This is a genomic window from Ruegeria sp. HKCCD6426, assembly GCF_057221115.1.
The window spans coordinates 283,996-299,851 of sequence record NZ_JBWVBF010000004.1 but is presented as its reverse complement, the minus strand read 5'-3'; the positions used below and the strand labels follow the sequence as shown (position 1 = coordinate 299,851).

14 protein-coding genes are annotated in these 15,856 nt (G+C 56.9%); 7 read left to right on the top strand and 7 right to left on the bottom strand.

Annotation, left to right across the window (positions count from 1 at the left end):
* The first annotated feature begins 113 nt into the window (after window positions 1-113).
* The 4 genes from ggt to AC2TDA_RS14260 all read left to right on the top strand — a co-directional run bounded on the left by ggt (window position 114) and on the right by AC2TDA_RS14260 (window position 7,472).
* The gene (gene ggt / locus AC2TDA_RS14275) at window positions 114-1,907 is read left to right on the top strand and encodes a gamma-glutamyltransferase (protein ID WP_480876979.1); all 1,794 of its coding nucleotides are present in this window, start codon (window positions 114-116) and stop codon (window positions 1,905-1,907) included.
* A 94-nt stretch (window positions 1,908-2,001) separates the two neighbouring features.
* Window positions 2,002-3,402, top strand: coding sequence for an FAD-binding oxidoreductase (locus AC2TDA_RS14270; protein ID WP_480876974.1), 1,401 nt, complete (start codon window positions 2,002-2,004; stop codon window positions 3,400-3,402).
* Between the two features lie 94 nt (window positions 3,403-3,496).
* On the top strand, window positions 3,497-4,828 hold the full coding sequence (locus AC2TDA_RS14265) for a hypothetical protein (protein ID WP_480876972.1): 1,332 nt from the start codon (window positions 3,497-3,499) through the stop codon (window positions 4,826-4,828).
* A gap of 136 nt (window positions 4,829-4,964) precedes the next feature.
* Window positions 4,965-7,472 (top strand): GcvT family protein, encoded by a 2,508-nt coding sequence (locus tag AC2TDA_RS14260; protein ID WP_480876969.1) that lies wholly within the window; start codon window positions 4,965-4,967, stop codon window positions 7,470-7,472.
* 35 nt (window positions 7,473-7,507) lie between these two features.
* Here AC2TDA_RS14260 and AC2TDA_RS14255 read toward each other — a convergent pair whose 3' ends face one another.
* From AC2TDA_RS14255 to AC2TDA_RS14240, 4 genes are all read right to left on the bottom strand, one after another.
* A complete protein-coding gene (locus AC2TDA_RS14255; RefSeq protein ID WP_480849102.1) occupies window positions 7,508-7,939 on the bottom strand; it encodes an EF-hand domain-containing protein in 432 nt (143 codons plus the stop codon).
* A gap of 85 nt (window positions 7,940-8,024) precedes the next feature.
* The gene (locus AC2TDA_RS14250; RefSeq protein WP_480849101.1) at window positions 8,025-8,363 is read right to left on the bottom strand and encodes a carboxymuconolactone decarboxylase family protein; all 339 of its coding nucleotides are present in this window, start codon (window positions 8,361-8,363) and stop codon (window positions 8,025-8,027) included.
* Between the two features lie 71 nt (window positions 8,364-8,434).
* Window positions 8,435-9,085, bottom strand: coding sequence for a DUF938 domain-containing protein (locus AC2TDA_RS14245; protein ID WP_480876966.1), 651 nt, complete (start codon window positions 9,083-9,085; stop codon window positions 8,435-8,437).
* Complete coding sequence (locus tag AC2TDA_RS14240) at window positions 9,082-10,155, bottom strand: NAD(P)/FAD-dependent oxidoreductase (protein ID WP_480876964.1); 1,074 nt, start codon at window positions 10,153-10,155, stop codon at window positions 9,082-9,084. The genes AC2TDA_RS14245 and AC2TDA_RS14240 overlap by 4 nt, the downstream gene beginning before the upstream one ends.
* A 189-nt stretch (window positions 10,156-10,344) precedes the next feature.
* On the opposite strand from AC2TDA_RS14240, the gene AC2TDA_RS14235 reads away from it, so the two are divergent.
* The 3 genes from AC2TDA_RS14235 to AC2TDA_RS14225 all read left to right on the top strand — a co-directional run bounded on the left by AC2TDA_RS14235 (window position 10,345) and on the right by AC2TDA_RS14225 (window position 12,668).
* A complete protein-coding gene (locus AC2TDA_RS14235) occupies window positions 10,345-10,740 on the top strand; it encodes a hypothetical protein (protein ID WP_480878081.1) in 396 nt (131 codons plus the stop codon).
* 3 nt (window positions 10,741-10,743) lie between these two features.
* The gene (locus AC2TDA_RS14230; protein WP_480876961.1) at window positions 10,744-11,976 is read left to right on the top strand and encodes an HlyD family secretion protein; all 1,233 of its coding nucleotides are present in this window, start codon (window positions 10,744-10,746) and stop codon (window positions 11,974-11,976) included.
* A gap of 71 nt (window positions 11,977-12,047) precedes the next feature.
* On the top strand, window positions 12,048-12,668 hold the full coding sequence (locus AC2TDA_RS14225; RefSeq protein WP_480876958.1) for a CDP-alcohol phosphatidyltransferase family protein: 621 nt from the start codon (window positions 12,048-12,050) through the stop codon (window positions 12,666-12,668).
* A gap of 48 nt (window positions 12,669-12,716) precedes the next feature.
* Here AC2TDA_RS14225 and AC2TDA_RS14220 read toward each other — a convergent pair whose 3' ends face one another.
* The 3 genes from AC2TDA_RS14220 to AC2TDA_RS14210 are packed head-to-tail and all read right to left on the bottom strand — an operon-like array spanning window position 12,717 to window position 15,832.
* Window positions 12,717-13,790: a BMP family ABC transporter substrate-binding protein gene (locus tag AC2TDA_RS14220; RefSeq protein WP_480849093.1), complete on the bottom strand. Its 1,074-nt coding sequence runs from the start codon at window positions 13,788-13,790 to the stop codon at window positions 12,717-12,719.
* Between the two features lie 35 nt (window positions 13,791-13,825).
* The gene (locus AC2TDA_RS14215; protein WP_480876956.1) at window positions 13,826-14,746 is read right to left on the bottom strand and encodes an ABC transporter permease; all 921 of its coding nucleotides are present in this window, start codon (window positions 14,744-14,746) and stop codon (window positions 13,826-13,828) included.
* 3 nt (window positions 14,747-14,749) lie between these two features.
* Window positions 14,750-15,832, bottom strand: a complete 1,083-nt coding sequence (locus tag AC2TDA_RS14210; RefSeq protein ID WP_480849089.1) for an ABC transporter permease — start codon at window positions 15,830-15,832, stop codon at window positions 14,750-14,752.
* Window positions 15,833-15,856 lie beyond the last annotated feature (24 nt).

Here is a 15,856-nt window from a genome sequence, read left to right as displayed (position 1 = left end):
TAAACCCTGACTGTCGGCCAAGCGTCGTCTGCTGTGCTGGGTGAGTGTGTTGTAAGGCTAGTGGGAACGCTGGGCTGGTCAAAGTTGCGTTTATTTTGAATGGGAGTAAGCACATGCGTGCCAATTGGATTTCAGTTACTTTACTGGCAACCACGATTTTCACCGCGCCTGCATTGGCGCAGGAAGCTGCCGATTCCGTATCGCCAGAAGTTGCGACAGAGGGGCAAATTCAGGGCCTGACGGAACAAGTAATCGCCGCGCTCGAAGCCAAGGCTACCGGTGTGCCAGTTGAAGCCGAGAACTGGATGGTGGCTGCGGCAAACCCGTTGGCAGCCGAGGCCGGAGCCCGCGTTCTGAGCGCCGGCGGTACGGCGGCAGATGCAATGGTAGCCGTTCAGGTTGTTCTGGGTCTGGTCGAGCCGCAGTCCTCCGGCCTTGGTGGGGGTGCCTTCCTGGTCTGGTATGATGCCGCCAGCGGCACTTTGACCACTCTGGACGGGCGCGAAACCGCACCGCTTGCTGCAACTCCTACGTTGTTTCAGGATGAAAACGGAGAGCCCTTGAAATTCTTCGATGCCGTAGTGGGTGGTCTGTCCGTTGGGACGCCCGGTACGCCCGCATTGCTGGAAGAGGCACATCGGCGCTGGGGTCGTAGCCCGTGGCCGACATTGTTCGAGGACGGTATCAGACTAGCGGACGAGGGGTTTCTGGTTTCACCGCGTCTGGCTGGGCTGGTCGAGAATGACGCTGATCGTTTGTCGCGCTTTCCGGCAACCGCCGCGTATTTCCTGCCCGAAGGTCAACCCTTGGCCCAGGGTCAGCGTCTGACGAATCCAGCCTACGCAACGACACTTCGGGTCTTGGCTGCCGAGGGTGCCGCCGGATTCTATGGCGGTGATGTTGCTGCCGGAATCGTCAACACGGTTCGCACAGCACCGGGTAATCCGGGGGTGCTGTCGGGGACGGATCTAGCCCTTTATCAGGTGATCGAGCGTGAGCCGGTCTGCGCCCCCTATCGCGTTTACGAGGTTTGCGGAATGGGACCGCCCTCTTCGGGGGCTCTGACGGTCGGGCAGATTCTGGGCATGTTGCAGGGCTATGATCTTGCTTCGATGGGCGCGGAAAATGCAGAAGCGTGGCGGCTGATCGGTGATGCCTCGCGGCTGGCGTTCGCGGACCGTGGCCGATACATGGCCGACAGTGATTACGTTCCCGTGCCCACCAAGGGTCTTGTTGATCCTGAATACTTGTCTCAGCGCGGGGCCTTGCTTTCAGAAAGTAACGCTCTGTCCGACGTTTCGCCTGGAAACCCCGAATTCGATCACGCCTCGAACTGGGCGGACGATGTGTCACTTGAGCTACCGTCGACTTCTCACATCTCAATCGTGGATGCCTATGGCAACGTGTTGTCAATGACGACGACGATCGAAAACGGCTTTGGCTCGCGCCTGATGACCAACGGGTTTCTGCTGAATAACGAGCTGACGGATTTCTCGTTCAGCACGCATACCGGTGGTGTGCCAATCGCGAACAGACTTGAACCGGGCAAGCGCCCTCGTTCTTCTATGAGCCCGACAATTGTACTGCAGGACGGAGTACCGGTGCTGGCAATTGGCTCGCCCGGAGGTAGCCGTATTATCGGATATGTGGCCAAGTCGATTATTGCTTGGGCAGATTGGGATATGAACATCCAGCAAGCCCTGATGCTGCCGCACCTGGTCAACCGATTTGGCACTTATGATTTGGAAATTGATACAGCCGCAGAAGGGCATGGAGACACGCTGATCGCCATGGGGTTTGAGGTTAATCCGCGCGACCTGACTTCGGGCCTGCATGCCATCGAAATCGGTGAGGTTCTAAAAGGCGGTGCCGATCCACGGCGCGAGGGGATCGCACTTGGCGACTAAAACCTCAGCGATTGTGGGTATTGCCCCAACCCGGAGGGGCACTTAGTCATGGACCTAAGGACCCGTTTCTGGGTCAGGCCGCAGGAGAAAAGCTATGGTGCAGGCTACGACTTTGCCAAGGAACGATGATGGGATTGAAACTGCCATCAGCATCCTGAAGCAACGGTTCGGCGATCGGTTGCAAACCGGTGCCGCGATACGCGAGCAGCACGGCCACACCACGACATGGATCGAGAACCAGAGTCCTGATGCGGTGGTCTTTCCCCAATCGACCGAAGAGGTGTCCGAGATTGTCAGGACGTGCGCCGCCCACAAGGTGCCCGTCATTCCCTTTGGCACCGGCACTTCCCTTGAGGGTCACGTGAACGCGCCCGCAGGCGGCATCTCGGTCGACCTCAGCCAGATGAACAAGATATTGGCCGTCAATGCGGGTGATCTGGATTGCGTCGTGCAACCCGGTGTGACCCGCGAGGACCTGAACACCAATCTGCGCGATCAGGGCTTGTTTTTCCCTATCGATCCCGGAGCCAATGCCTCGCTCGGTGGAATGGCGGCAACGCGTGCCTCTGGCACCAACGCGGTGCGCTATGGAACCATGAAGGACAACGTCGTGAGTCTTGAGGCCGTCATGCCAGACGGTCAGATAATTCGAACTGGACATCGCGCGAAAAAGTCATCCGCCGGGTACGACCTGACCCGCTTGCTTGTCGGCGCAGAGGGCACACTTGGTATAATCACCGAACTCACGCTACGCCTGCAAGGTATCCCCGAGGCCATCTCTTCGGCTCGCTGTTCCTTCCCGACGGTCGACGCCGCCTGTCAGGCTGTGATGATGACGATCCAATACGGTATCCCGGTTGCGCGGATCGAGTTGCTGGACGAAATGTCGGTGCGGGCTGCCAATGCATATTCCGGGTTGGAGCTGCCGGAGTCACCACTGCTTTTACTGGAGTTCCACGGATCACAGAACGGTGCAGCCGAACAAGCCGAAACATTTGGGCAAATCGCTGAGGAATTTGGTGGAACCGATTTTGCGGCGACTTCGACCACCGAAGAGCGCAGCAAGCTGTGGCAGGCCCGGCATGATATGTATTGGGCCTGTCTGCAATTGCGCCCCGGTGCGCAAGGAATGTCGACGGATGTTTGCGTTCCGATCTCGCGCCTTGCCGAATGCGTAACCGAGACCCAGGAAAAAGCGGCAGACCTCGGATTGCTTGCGCCTATGGTAGGGCATGTGGGTGACGGGAATTTTCACACGCTGTTGCTGATCGACATGGAAAATGCGGACGAAGTTTCAAAAGCCGAAGGCTTCGTCGGCTGGCTGAACGATCTCGCCATCTCGATGGAGGGGACGTGCACCGGTGAGCATGGCATCGGACAGGGTAAGCGTCCCTATCTGGTCAAGGAGCTTGGCGCGGCGACAACCTATATGTCTGCGATAAAAGCGGCATTAGATCCTGATAACATCATGAATCCGGGTAAGATTTTGTCCTGACACTATCAGAAATTCTGCTGTTTGAGGCCATAACGGCGCCTTAATTCCATGTGATCAAATCCCTCAGAGCAGTATATTGATTCCGAGGTTTTCAATGGATTTGTTGCGTTTCTTTGGATTCGCGTTGGTCGCAATAATAGTTGTTAGCGGCCTGGACTATTACCAGCAGGATAAGAAACACGAAGGTACGCTTTCTGTCGACGGCTATATCGCGACGATTAACGATCGCTTCAACCTGTACCAAAAGGAACAGGCTGCTGAGGAGATCGAACAGGACAGGCAGAAACGATGGCGCGCCGGCGGTAAACCTTACCTTCCCGAATCTGGTGAAAAATGGGTGCGCCGCGCGATTGCAGATCATGATTTCACCGTTGACGCCCGTCTTGGTGAGGATCAGGCCAAGGCAAGCGATGCCGCGCGCCCATTGGCCATTGAAGTTGCCGTGCAAGAGGCGAAAACACGCGCCCGGAAGCTGGATCGCATCGGCTGGGTCTACGAAAACGGCGACAACGCGATCTGGCTGCAGATCTCATTGGTCAACCGGGCGAATACCAAAACTCTTGCGGGAAACATTGCGCAGTCGATCGCTTCGATGAATTTCTCTAACACCGATTATGTGCCTCTTGGGGTCATTGGCGGGGTCGCATATTTTCAGGCGATACAGGACGAATACTATGATGTGTCCAAGACGACGCGCCGGGATTGGGCAATGATCAAGAAGAAAGTGGCTGAGACCGGAGTGACAGTTAGCTTCAACACCTTTGTTGCAACGATTGGATTTGGTCAGGAAGTCCGCTTGCTGGTCCGATCAGATGCACCAGTTAACGAAGTTTACGAATTTCTCGGGCAGTTGAATTATGATGGCCTGAACGCTTTGCTCAGCCTGCCGGTGCCCGGTGTCGGAAACGATACGCAGGTGGATAAAGCAACCGAAGCCGAACTAGCCGTTGAAATGGCAAATCTGCGCAGTGAGTTCGTCAAGCTGAGGGGTGAATTGGCGAGCATGCGGATTCAGAATCTGGATAGTCTTTCGCTGGTCGCGAATACACTTGCTGGACAGTATGGCCTGCCAAATGACGCCTTCGATCTGACCGCAAACAAAATATCCTCACCCAATGATCTGATGCAGATAGGGTACCGCAAAGGGTTGAATGATCTGATGACAGCAGAAACAGAACAAGCGAGTTCCGAAGGAAAAGGTCTATTGGGTCGTTTGATGGCAAATATCAAAGGCGACGGTCCCGCTGCCGAGGAACAGAACCAGGAAACCTCGGGCGGGTTGTTGGCAGGTCTTACGTCCATGTTTGAGGGTTCAGGCGCCGAACAGGATAAGTCCGCAGGGGTTACCGTACGAAAGGGTGGTAGCGGTAGCAACGCTTGCTCTCTTGTTGGAAGCAGCAAACGCTGCGCCGTTGGAAGCAACTGATCCAATTTGCAACCAAAACGACGGCCCGCAGCACCTGCGGGTCGTTTTTTTTATATCACTGGTCGGATGAATGTCGCGCCGGTCGACTCAAATGCGCCATATGGTGTCAACTGAATTCAAGGGGAGACGCCCGGTTATGAAAACCCAAGTCAAAGCACTGGTCGTTGGCGGCGGTGCCGTCGGCACCTCGATTGCATATCATCTGGCCAAGGCAGGCTGGGAAGATGTGATGTTGATTGAGCGGGACGAGCTGACATCTGGCTCGACCTGGCACGCAGCAGGCCTGTTGCCGCTGTTCAACATGTCCTACGCGACGACCCACATCCACAAGTACTCGGTCGATTTCTACAAGCAGCTTGAGGAAGAGACCGGCCTGAACGCGGGCTTCGCTGTGGTCGGCAACCTGCGCATGGCGCAGACGCAGGAGCGTATGGACGAGTACATGCTCTATGCGTCCACTGCCGAGACTTGCGATGTCGCGTACGAGTGGCTGACCCCGGACCAGATCAAGGAACGCTGGCCGCTTATCGAAACCTCGGACTTGAAGGGCGCGATTTACCACACTGAGGACGGCTATATTAACCCCGCCGACGTGACACAGGCGATGGCCAAGGGGGCGCGCCAGCGCGGCGTTGAGATCGTCCGTAAGATGCAGGCCGACGCCTTCCACTGGAACGGTACCCACTGGGAAGTGACCTGCACCAAGATGGTCGAAAAGGGCGGCAATCTGGTTGAGAGCGATGAGCAAGTGGTGATCACTGCCGAGCATGTCGTGACCGCATCGGGCAACCACGCACAGCGCACCGCCAAGATGCTGGGTATCAAGATGCCTGCCATTCCGGTCGAGCACACCTTCATCGTCATGGACAAGGATCCAGAGCTGGTCAAATGGCGCGAGGCGGGCAACCCCGAACACCCCGTTGTGCGCGACGCAGATAACGAATCCTATGCACGAGAAGAACGCGGCGGCTGGATTCTGGGGATTTACGAACACGGCGCACCCGCGCGGTTCGAACACGGCGTGCCGGACAGCTTCCGCGCCGACCTGTTCCCGCTGGATCTGGACCGGATCGCCGATCAGTACATGGCGATGGCCGAACGTGTGCCGTCCTGTGCCGAATCCGGCCTGAAAGACGATTTCAACGGCCCGATCTGCTACACCCCCGACGGCAACCCGCTGGTTGGTCCGGCTCCGGGTCTGCGCAACATGTGGCTAGCTGAAGGGTTCTCGTTCGGTATCACCGCAGCGGGCGGAACCGGATACTATCTGGCGCAGATGATGGTCGATGGCGAAGCCGAGATCGACATGGCCTCGCTGGACCCCAAACGTTACTCGTCCAACTGGATGACCACCGAATTCGCGGCGCGCAAGAACGAAGAGTGCTACGAGCACGTCTATATCCTGCACCACCCCGACGAAGAGCGTGCAGCCTGCCGCCCGCTGCGCACCGTTCCGGCTTACGATCGTCAGAAAGCTCGTGGCGCACAGTTTGGCTGGGTCAACGGTTGGGAACGCCCAAACTACTTCGGTCCCCTGGATGCACCCGAGAACTTCGACCATGACGCCCGCTCGTTCCGTCGCGGTGGTTGGTGGCAATACGCTGTCGAGGAAGCAAAAGCCATCCGCGAAGGCGTTGGCCTGATCGACGCGTCGGCCTTTACCAAGCATGTCGTCAAAGGCCCCGGCGCGACCCAGTTCCTGGATTGGTTCACCTGCAACAAGCTGCCCAAGGTCGGTCGTATCAACCTGACCTACGCGCTGACCTCGCACGGCACCACACGCACCGAATACACCATCGTCCGCAACGGCGAGAACAACTACTACATCGTCTCCGCCGGTGCCTGGACCGAATACGACGCCGACTATCTGCGCAAGGCGGCCGAAGACAAGATGGAGGAGTTCGGCTACATCGAGATCCAGGACGTGACCACCCAGTGGGGCGTCTTCGCCATCGCCGGACCCAAATCGCGTGACGTTCTGAAAGAGGTCATCAAGGACGCCGATCCGGAAACCGCACTGTCCAACAAACGCTTCCCATGGCTCTCGGCCAGGCAGATCGAACTGGGCATGTGCCCGGTCAACGCGATCCGCGTGGCCTATACCGGTGAGTTGGGTTGGGAACTGCACCACCCGATCGAGATGCAGAACTACCTGTTCGACCTGCTCGAAAAAGCGGGTGAGAAGCACGGTATGAAGCTGGTCGGCGCCCGCGCCCAAAACTGGCTGCGTCAGGAGAAATCCTATCGTGCCTTCGGCAACGAACTGGGTCGCGATGCGAACCCGCTGGAAGCCGATCTGCCGCGCTTTGTCGATTTGAACAAAGAATTCCACGGCAAGGATAAGATGGTCGAAACCGGCGTGCGCGTGAAATGCTGCACCCTGCTGATCGACGGTCCCGAAGATGCCGATCCTTGGGGTCGCGAGGTGCTGTACACACCGGAAGGTGAGCGTGTGGGTCGTCTGACCTCGGGCGGTTACTCGGTGGCGTTCGAGAAATCCATCGGCATGGGGTATGTGAAACCTGATCTGGCCGTGGAAGGCACCAAGCTGAAGGTCAAGATACAGGATAAGTTGTGGGATGCGGTCGTCACCTGCGACAGCCCCTATGATCCGAAAAACGAGGTCATCCGCAAGGACGGCTGATTTGAAAAGGCCCCGGAGAGATCCGGGGCCTTTTTTCAGGATTGTTCGAAATCTATCTGGCTGACAGCGCCGTCTTTGTTGATGTCCAGCGCTCGCAGCCACATGTCGGTTCCGCTCAGAAATTCCTCACGGCTGACCTGGCCATCCTGATTGGTGTCGTTGAATTCACGCTTCAGCGTGTTTACCGCGATCATGGCCTTGCTTGGCACGCCTTCGGTTTGGGATGCCGCGGCCCGTGTGGCATCGAACTGGTCATATTCGACACTGTCGAGAATGCCATTTTCATCGCTGTCGAACATGTAAAAGAGGTCTTCGCGCTGTTCAGTTGCCTCGGACAAAGTAATGACCCCGTCGCTGTTCAGATCCCAGCTTTCAAGGAAGTGTTCCAGACCTTCATCCATATCGCTGGCGCTGAGTGCGACGCTTGCGGAAAAGGTTATGGCCAGTGCGGGCATAATAGGTTTCATTGCGGTCTTCTCCGTCTTTGATGGGGCGCTTCCAGTATTGAAACGTGCCAGCCCCGCCTGTCCGGCGGAGGCAGATTGACGCAGTTTACCCAGCGGTCAGTTCGTCAAAGCATTCCAACGCTTTGGCTGCGTACATCATGGACGGTCCACCGCCCATCTGGATGGCCATAGACAAAACATCCGATACTTCCTCCCGGGTAGCACCAGCTTTGATCAAAGCCTCGGTGTGCAGCGAAATACAAGGTTCGCATCGAACAGCGATGGACATTCCCAAGGCGATGAATTCCTTGGTCTTGTAGTCCAGCGTACCGCCTTCCTTGACTGACTTTCCCAATGCCCCAAAGGCACGGGCGGTGTCAGGGATCGCGGTATTGAGATTGCGTAGCCCTTTACGCGTATCAGAAAGTTTTTCCTGCCAGGCCATGATGAGTTCCTCATTATACATACAGTAATTCGCATATGATGGAGGAGGCGTGGTGCAGGCCTTGATCTTGGTCAGGTGCTCGGATTTTTTGCAACAAAAGCCAGATTGTTGGCAGGCATTTCGATGGCTTCGGCCAGGTCCAGACCGCATTCCTGAAAAAGAGTAAGGATTTGCGTGTCATCCTTGTAGCCGATCTCGGGGTCTTCTGCGGTCAAAGCTTCATGAAACCGCCGGTCGCCTTCGCTGGTCAGACGGCCCGAGCGTTTGAACGGTCCATACAGCACGAGGCAACCGGATGGACGCAGGGCCAGCGCTGCCTCGGCGACCAGCGTTTTGACCATGGGCCAGTTGATCAGGTGTAAGAGGTTAATGAGTACGATCAAATCCTGCCCGCCAAATGACTTGTGCCAATCTGGTAAGGTTGCATCCAGATGCGCGGCGTCAGCGACATTTGCCAGATCAATGTTGTAGGCGTCGATGCTGGCTCGACGTTCCTGCGCAATCTCTGTGGGTTGCCAAGTCAAACCCGGTAGGCGCTGGGCGAAAGCCATGACGTGTTGCCCTGTGCCGCTCGCCAGTTCCAAGGCTCGGCCTTGCTCGGGTGCAATGCGCTCAATCAGGTTGCACAGAGCTTCGACATTTCGATTGGCGGCCGGGGCGACCAGCTTGTCGCCTTCGCTTTGGATCACGACGCTGGCTTTTGGTGGCGGTCGTCGGGTCATCTGCGCAACCTATCCGGCTTCAGGGCCGCAAGAAATTCGGGCCCTAGATTTGTGCCATGTCCAATCGTGAGATCTGCCACCAGTTGGGATGCGGCTGGGGCGGTCTGAAAGCCGTACCCACCCTGACCGGCGGACCAGATAAAGGATGAATCAGATGGGTCCGGGCCCAAGACCAATGTTCCATCCGGGGCGAAGCTGCGTAACCCGGCCCAGTTGGTTTCGACCCGCGTCACGGGCTCTGTGACCATCGCTTCATACCGCGCCAGTCCTTCTGCCAAAACCATGTCATCAGCATAAGCATCGTGGGGCGTGGTGACGTCCACCTCGGAAGGGGACACTAACAGCTTTCCGGCGTCGGGCTTGGCATACCACCCTTCGCCAGCGCCAAGCATCATGGGCCAACCCGTCACGTCATGCCCGCCCGGTGCAGGGATGCGCGCCATGGATCGGCGACGGGGCAGAATCCCGATAGGTGTTATTCCTGCCATTTCTGCGATTTCGTCCACCCAGGCCCCCGCCGCGTTTACAAGATATCGGGCTTCGAACACTTGGGCCGCTTCGGCTGTCCAGTGCCCCAATTTTCGTATACTGGTTACTTTTTGGCGGGTCAGGACCGACCCTCCATTGGCGCGAATGGTGCGGGCAAAGTCCTGCAGCATGCGGTCGGTGTCTATGTCGAATGCAGCTTCGCCTACTGCAGCAAACCCGACCGTGTCCGGATTCAGGATGGGCACGCGAGATAGCGCATGCTCAACTAAAATGCCCTGCATATTCAGGCTGGTCAAATCTCTGTTGAACAACTCTGCCTGATCTTTGCCACCAAGCAGCATTAGCCCGCGGGGAGTCAGGTAGCCGCCATTTTCTGATTTCAGGAAATCCGCCCCGGCCTTGTTCAGGGCGACAACGGAAGGTGGGCCATAGCTTTCCTCGAATAACGCCGCCGACCGACCCGAGGCGTGATAGCCAAGGGCATCTTCGGCCTCGAGCACCGTGACGGATCCGTGCGACGACAACCGCGCGCCGGCACTGAGGCCTGCAATCCCGCCGCCCACAACAAGAAAATCGATCATTGATCTTTGGCCGCAGGGCAGGCTTTGGACGGGTGTGTATCAGTAAACATTTGTTTCTCTGGATTGTTTTGCGGAACCGTTCAGTTGCCTTGCAAACTATAAGCAGGCTTGAAATTGTGCATCAACCCATCCAAAGAAAGAACATACAGGAGACAGGAGGGTAGGGTGAACACTGCGGACATACACCCGATGGCCACAGGACATGTCCCGTCCTATGTGGTTCAGGCCGATGGCAGCGATTTTCTTTTCACGTTTATGCTGGTTTTTACGGTCGTCGTGATCGTATTGATCGGTGTTGCATATTTCACCTTGCACTCGATCCCCGAAAAAATCGCACATGAGTCAAATCACCCTCAGTTCCAGCTTGTGGGAATTTTGGCGCTTCTCGCATTGTTTACCCATAATGGCCTATTCTGGGTGGCGGCTATTCTGGTGGCGGGCTTTCAGTTCCCCGATTTTGCCGCGCCGTTACGCGCTATCGCCGACGCCATCCGCTCGCTCGCGCCGCAAAGTACGTCAACGCCACCCGTCGAAGAGTCGCCTGCTGACCCTAACCCACAAACAGCCGCGCCGCAGGAGCACTAGAACATGCTGGAAACACTGATGTGCGCGCTTGTGACCGTGCTGCCCGATTTCCTTTTTCGGCGCTTCGTACAGGGTAAGCGAATTGGCCATGAAATCACGCTGTTCACCATGTGGTACGAGTTGCGGTGGGGGTTAACGACCTGTGCCATTATGGCACTCACGGTGATCACGACGCTGTTCTATTTTCACCCGTCCAGCAGCGCTGCGGCGTCCTTTTTTCGTACCGTAACCATCTTGCCGCAGCTGGGCGGTCGCGTGTCCGAGGTTTATGTTGTCAACAACCAGACCGTGACAGCGGGCCAGCCGATTTTTCGGATCGAGGATTTCACCCAGACAGCTCAAGTTGAAGCTGCGCATGCGCAGATCGCACAGGTTCAGGCGTCGTTGAAAGTAGCACAGACGGATCTTGCCAATGCAGATGCCGGCATTGCAGGCGCCCGCGCTGCGCTGGATCAGGCGAAGGAAGACCTGGAGCGAAACACGACCCTGCGCGACGAAGGCTCCAGCGCGGTTCGTCTGGCGGAAATCGATCGGCTTGAAAATCTGGTGGCCGAACGTGAAGCCCAGGTTGTCGCGGCCCAGTCCCAACGCGCAGCCGTCGTTCAGCAGATCGAAGAACTGATCCCCGCCCAACTCGCCAGCGCCAATGCGCAGCTCGATGCCGCCCTGACCGAGTTGGATAAGACTGTGATCAACGCAGGTGTGACGGGCCGTATCGAACAATTCGGGTTGCAGGTTGGTGATTACGTCAGCCCCTTGCTGCGACCAGCAGGCATTCTGGTGCCTTCGTCGTCCGGCCACGACCGGTTTCAGGCGGCGTTCAATCAATTGTCCGCACAGGTCATCAAGCCGGGCATGATTGGCGAACTGGGATGCATGACCAAGCCATTCACAGTTATCCCAGTTGTAGTGGTCCAAGTTCAGGACGTGATCCCGTCTGGGCAGATTCGTCCTTCCGACGAATTGCGCGACGTTCAGACAAACACAAATCCGGGCTCGATTCTGGTCTATCTTGAACCTTTGTACAAAGGCATGGCGGACCGGATTCCACCCGGCAGTAACTGTCTGGCCAATGTCTATACCGACAACCATGCCAAGCTCGAAGATGAAAACCTTGGGTTCTGGGAAAAAGCGTTTCTGCATGTTGTCGACACTATTGGCGTTGTACACGCCGCCGGATTGCGCCTGCGCCTGATCCTGATGCCGGTGAACACGCTGGTTCTCAGCGGGCACTAAGTGGCATTCACAGCACGCGCCTCGCGGTAATGTGTCTGGTCATGATCGATAAGTGCGGTTAACTGCCGCTCATGTTCGATGCGCAGATCCGACCGATAATTGACCCGGCCCTGAATGCTCAGGGCCGCTTACTGGCCCGGTTGGGGTTTACGGCAAATCAGGTGACGTTGATCGGGCTGGCGCTTGGTCTGCTTGCCGCAGGGTTGATCGTGGCGGGTGAAACCTATTGGGCGTTGGGTCCAATGCTGTTGTCACGTCTTGCTGACGGTTTGGACGGAGCGGTCGCGCGGGCACGGGGCGGAACGGATTTTGGCGGGTATTTGGATATTACCTGCGACTTCCTGTTTTACGGCGCAATCCCGCTGGGGTTCATTTTGGCTGATCCGGTCACGAATGGGGCGGCCGGGGGCTTTTTGCTGCTGTCGTTCTATTTCAACGGGGCAAGTTTTCTTGGGTTTTCGCTGCTGGCGGATCGGCACGGCCTGAAGACCCATGCACGCGGAGAAAAGGCACTGTACTTCACGGGCGGTCTTTTGGAAGGCGCCGAAACGATCGCCTTTTTCACCCTGCTGTGTTTAGTGCCGAATGCCTTTTCGTTCTTGTCGTGGATTTTCGGAGGTTTGTGTTTTTTGACCGCGATTTCCCGGATCATTCTGGCATGGCGAATTTTCGGACATCACGACCAGAAATGAAAAAGCCCGCCGGAAGTGGCGGGCTTTAACTGTGTCATTAGATCGAGTTTACTGCGGAATTTCGCCTTCAAGCCCTTCGACATAGAAGTTCATACCAGCCAGTGTGCCGTCATCGGCAGTTTCACCTTCGCCCAACCAGTCGCTGCCGTCCTGCTTTTTCAGCGGGCCTGTGAAGGGGTGGTAGCTGCCATCGGCAATGGACGCCTTCAGGGCCAGTGCCTCTTCTTTGAGGTCCGCCGGAACAGCATCCGAAATTTCACCAATTTCCACCATTCCTTCCGCGATGCCGTCCCATGTGTTCACAGTTTCCCAGGAACCATCCATCACGGCTTTGGTGCGCGCGATGTAGTAAGGTGCCCAGTTGTCGATGATCGACGAAACACGCGGCATCGGAGCATATTCGCTCATATCCGACGCTTGGCCAAAGGTGATCACGTTACCCGCCTCTTGTGCAGCCGCTTGCGGAGCGGTCGAGTCGGTGTGCTGCAGGATCACGTCTGCGCCCTGTTCGATCAGAACGGTGGCGGCATCAGCCTCTTTTGCCGGGTCAAACCAAGTGTAGGCCCAGACGATCTTGAACTCGACATCCGGGTTGACCTTCTTGGCGTGGATATAGGCCGAGTTGATGCCACGGATCACTTCGGGGATCGGGTAGGAACCGATATAACCGACAGTGTTCGATTTGGTCATCTTCCCCGCGATATGGCCCTGAACTGCGCGCCCTTCATAAAACCGGGCGGAATAGACCGAAACGTTCGGCGCTGTTTTATAGCCGGTGGCGTGCTCGAACTTAACGTTCGGGAACTTCTTGGCAACGTTGATGGTCGGGTCCATGTAACCAAACGAGGTGGTGAAAATCAGATCAGCACCTTCCAACGCCATCTGGGTCATCACACGCTCTGCATCCGGTCCTTCGGGTACGGATTCAACGAACACGGTCTCGACCTTGTCACCGAATTCTTCCTCAACAGCCAGGCGGCCTTTGTTATGCTCATAGGTCCAGCCGCCATCTCCGACCGGGCCGACAAACACGAAGCCGACCTTTGTTTTGTCTTGGGCCATGGCGCCTGTCGCCAGACCCAGCGCCATCGCGGCGCTTGTCAGAATTGAAGTGAACTTCATGTGGTTACTCCCCAAGTTGGTTCAATTGGCCCCGCCTAGTGCGAGGCATGGAAGATACGGCCCAGTGAGGCAGGTGCGCTGCTCTTGTCGGCCGAAAGGATCACAAGCACAAGGATCGTGATAATATAGGGTGACATTGCCAGATACTCGACGGGAATGGCAACGCCCGCTGCCTGCAGATTAAGCTGCAACACTGTGATTCCGCCAAACAAATACGCACCCAGCAATGCACGCCATGGTTTCCAGCTGGCGAATACAACCAGTGCAAGCGCGATCCAGCCGACACCGGCCGTCATGCCTTCGGTCCACTGCGGAACACGGATCAGGCTGATATAGGCGCCACCCAACCCGGCACAGGCACCACCAAACAGGATCGCCAGAATGCGGATCTTGATCACCTTGTAGCCCAATGCATGTGCCGCATCGTGGTTTTCACCCACCGCTCGCAGGATCAATCCTACGCGGGTGTATTTCAGGACAGCCCAGACCGCGGCGGTCAATGCGATGCCGACATAGAGGATCGGATCATGCTGGAACAGGATCGGGCCAAGGACCGGAATGTCGCTGATCAGCGGGATATGGATTTCTCCCATGCTGGGCGGTTTGACACCTACATAGCTTTGTCCCAACAGGGCACTGAACCCAAGGCCGAACAGTGTCAGTGCCAGACCGCTGGCTACCTGATTTGCCAGCGCAACCTGTGTCAATAACACGAACAACAAGGACAACACTGCGCCTCCGACGGCCGCAGCGATAAAACCGAGCCAGGGTGAGCCGGTCTCGACGGAGATGGCAAAGCCGCTGATTGCGCCGACGATCATCATGCCTTCGACGCCAAGGTTCAGGACGCCGGCCTTTTCGACGACCAGTTCCCCAATCGCGGCCAAAAGTAGTGGGGTTGCTGCGACCATAAGGGAGGCCAGCAAAAGGACGGGGTTGATTTCAGTAAGGTCCATGGATCAAGCCACCTCGCTACGGGCCGCACGGATGCGGTAGTTGGTCAAAAGATCGAAGGCGAGCAGGAAGAACAGAAGCATGCCCTGGAACACCTGAATGGCAGCGGCGGGCAGACCTAGTTGAGACTGCGCGATCTCGCCACCAATATAAGTCAGCGCCATCAGGCCACCGGCCAGAAGAATGCCCACAGGATGCAGACGGCCCAGAAAGGCGACAATGATCGCGGTAAAGCCGTAGCCGACGTTGAAGTCGATGCTGACCACGCCCGAGGGTCCGGACACTTCGAACATACCTGCCAGCCCGGCAAGAGCTCCGGACAAACCAAGGCAGAACAGGATTAGCCGCGCCGGATTCACGCCAGCGAACTTCGCCGCGCGCGGGGCTTCACCCGTCAGGCGGATGTGAAAGCCCAGCATATGGCGATTCAGCAGAACATAGGCAAAGATCACGGCAATCAGGGCTGTAACGACACCCCAATGCATACCCGATCCCACGATCAGCTCGGCATTGTGGGCGCTCTCATAGGATTGCAGGTTGCGTGATCCAGGAAAGCCAAAGCCTTCGGGGTTTTTCAGCAGGCCCAGGGAAACCGACGCCAGCATCTGCTCGGCGACATAAACCAGCATCAATGAGACAAGGATCTCGTTGGTGCCGAAACGCACTTTCAGAAAGGCAGGGATCATCGCCCAGAGCCACCCGCCAAATGCGCCAGCGATTACCATGATCGGGAAAACGTACCACGCATCAAGCGGGTAAAACGCAAGACCGGCCCCCGCACCAAAAATGGCACCCATGATGTACTGACCTTCGGCACCAATGTTCCAGATACCTGCACGAAAGCCCAGCGACAGGCCGATGGCGATCAAAACCAACGGCGCACCTTTCACCAGCAATTGCGGACGGTAATAGAACGCAAACTCTCCGAACAAAGGCTCCCAGAAAATAGTTCCTATGGCCTGAATGGGGTTCTTGCCCAGAATGGCGAATAACAGCCCGCCAAAAAACATTGTCGCCAGCACGGCCACCAAAGGGGTCGCATAGGACCACGCTTTGGACGGCTGTGGCCGTTTCTCCAATACAATCATATGCTCATCCCCCCGTATACATTA

Bases quoted from the DNA above. Each gene is read 5' to 3' on its own strand.
- ggt (WP_480876979.1), top strand. From the start codon at position 114: ATGCGTGCCAATTGGATTTCAGTTACTTTACTGGCAACCACGATTTTC.
- AC2TDA_RS14270 (WP_480876974.1), top strand. From the start codon at position 2,002: ATGGTGCAGGCTACGACTTTGCCAAGGAACGATGATGGGATTGAAACT.
- AC2TDA_RS14265 (WP_480876972.1), top strand. From the start codon at position 3,497: ATGGATTTGTTGCGTTTCTTTGGATTCGCGTTGGTCGCAATAATAGTT.
- AC2TDA_RS14260 (WP_480876969.1), top strand. From the start codon at position 4,965: ATGAAAACCCAAGTCAAAGCACTGGTCGTTGGCGGCGGTGCCGTCGGC.
- AC2TDA_RS14255 (WP_480849102.1), bottom strand. From the start codon at position 7,939: ATGAAACCTATTATGCCCGCACTGGCCATAACCTTTTCCGCAAGCGTC.
- AC2TDA_RS14250 (WP_480849101.1), bottom strand. From the start codon at position 8,363: ATGGCCTGGCAGGAAAAACTTTCTGATACGCGTAAAGGGCTACGCAAT.
- AC2TDA_RS14245 (WP_480876966.1), bottom strand. From the start codon at position 9,085: ATGACCCGACGACCGCCACCAAAAGCCAGCGTCGTGATCCAAAGCGAA.
- AC2TDA_RS14240 (WP_480876964.1), bottom strand. From the start codon at position 10,155: ATGATCGATTTTCTTGTTGTGGGCGGCGGGATTGCAGGCCTCAGTGCC.
- AC2TDA_RS14235 (WP_480878081.1), top strand. From the start codon at position 10,345: ATGGCCACAGGACATGTCCCGTCCTATGTGGTTCAGGCCGATGGCAGC.
- AC2TDA_RS14230 (WP_480876961.1), top strand. From the start codon at position 10,744: ATGCTGGAAACACTGATGTGCGCGCTTGTGACCGTGCTGCCCGATTTC.
- AC2TDA_RS14225 (WP_480876958.1), top strand. From the start codon at position 12,048: ATGTTCGATGCGCAGATCCGACCGATAATTGACCCGGCCCTGAATGCT.
- AC2TDA_RS14220 (WP_480849093.1), bottom strand. From the start codon at position 13,790: ATGAAGTTCACTTCAATTCTGACAAGCGCCGCGATGGCGCTGGGTCTG.
- AC2TDA_RS14215 (WP_480876956.1), bottom strand. From the start codon at position 14,746: ATGGACCTTACTGAAATCAACCCCGTCCTTTTGCTGGCCTCCCTTATG.
- AC2TDA_RS14210 (WP_480849089.1), bottom strand. From the start codon at position 15,832: ATGATTGTATTGGAGAAACGGCCACAGCCGTCCAAAGCGTGGTCCTAT.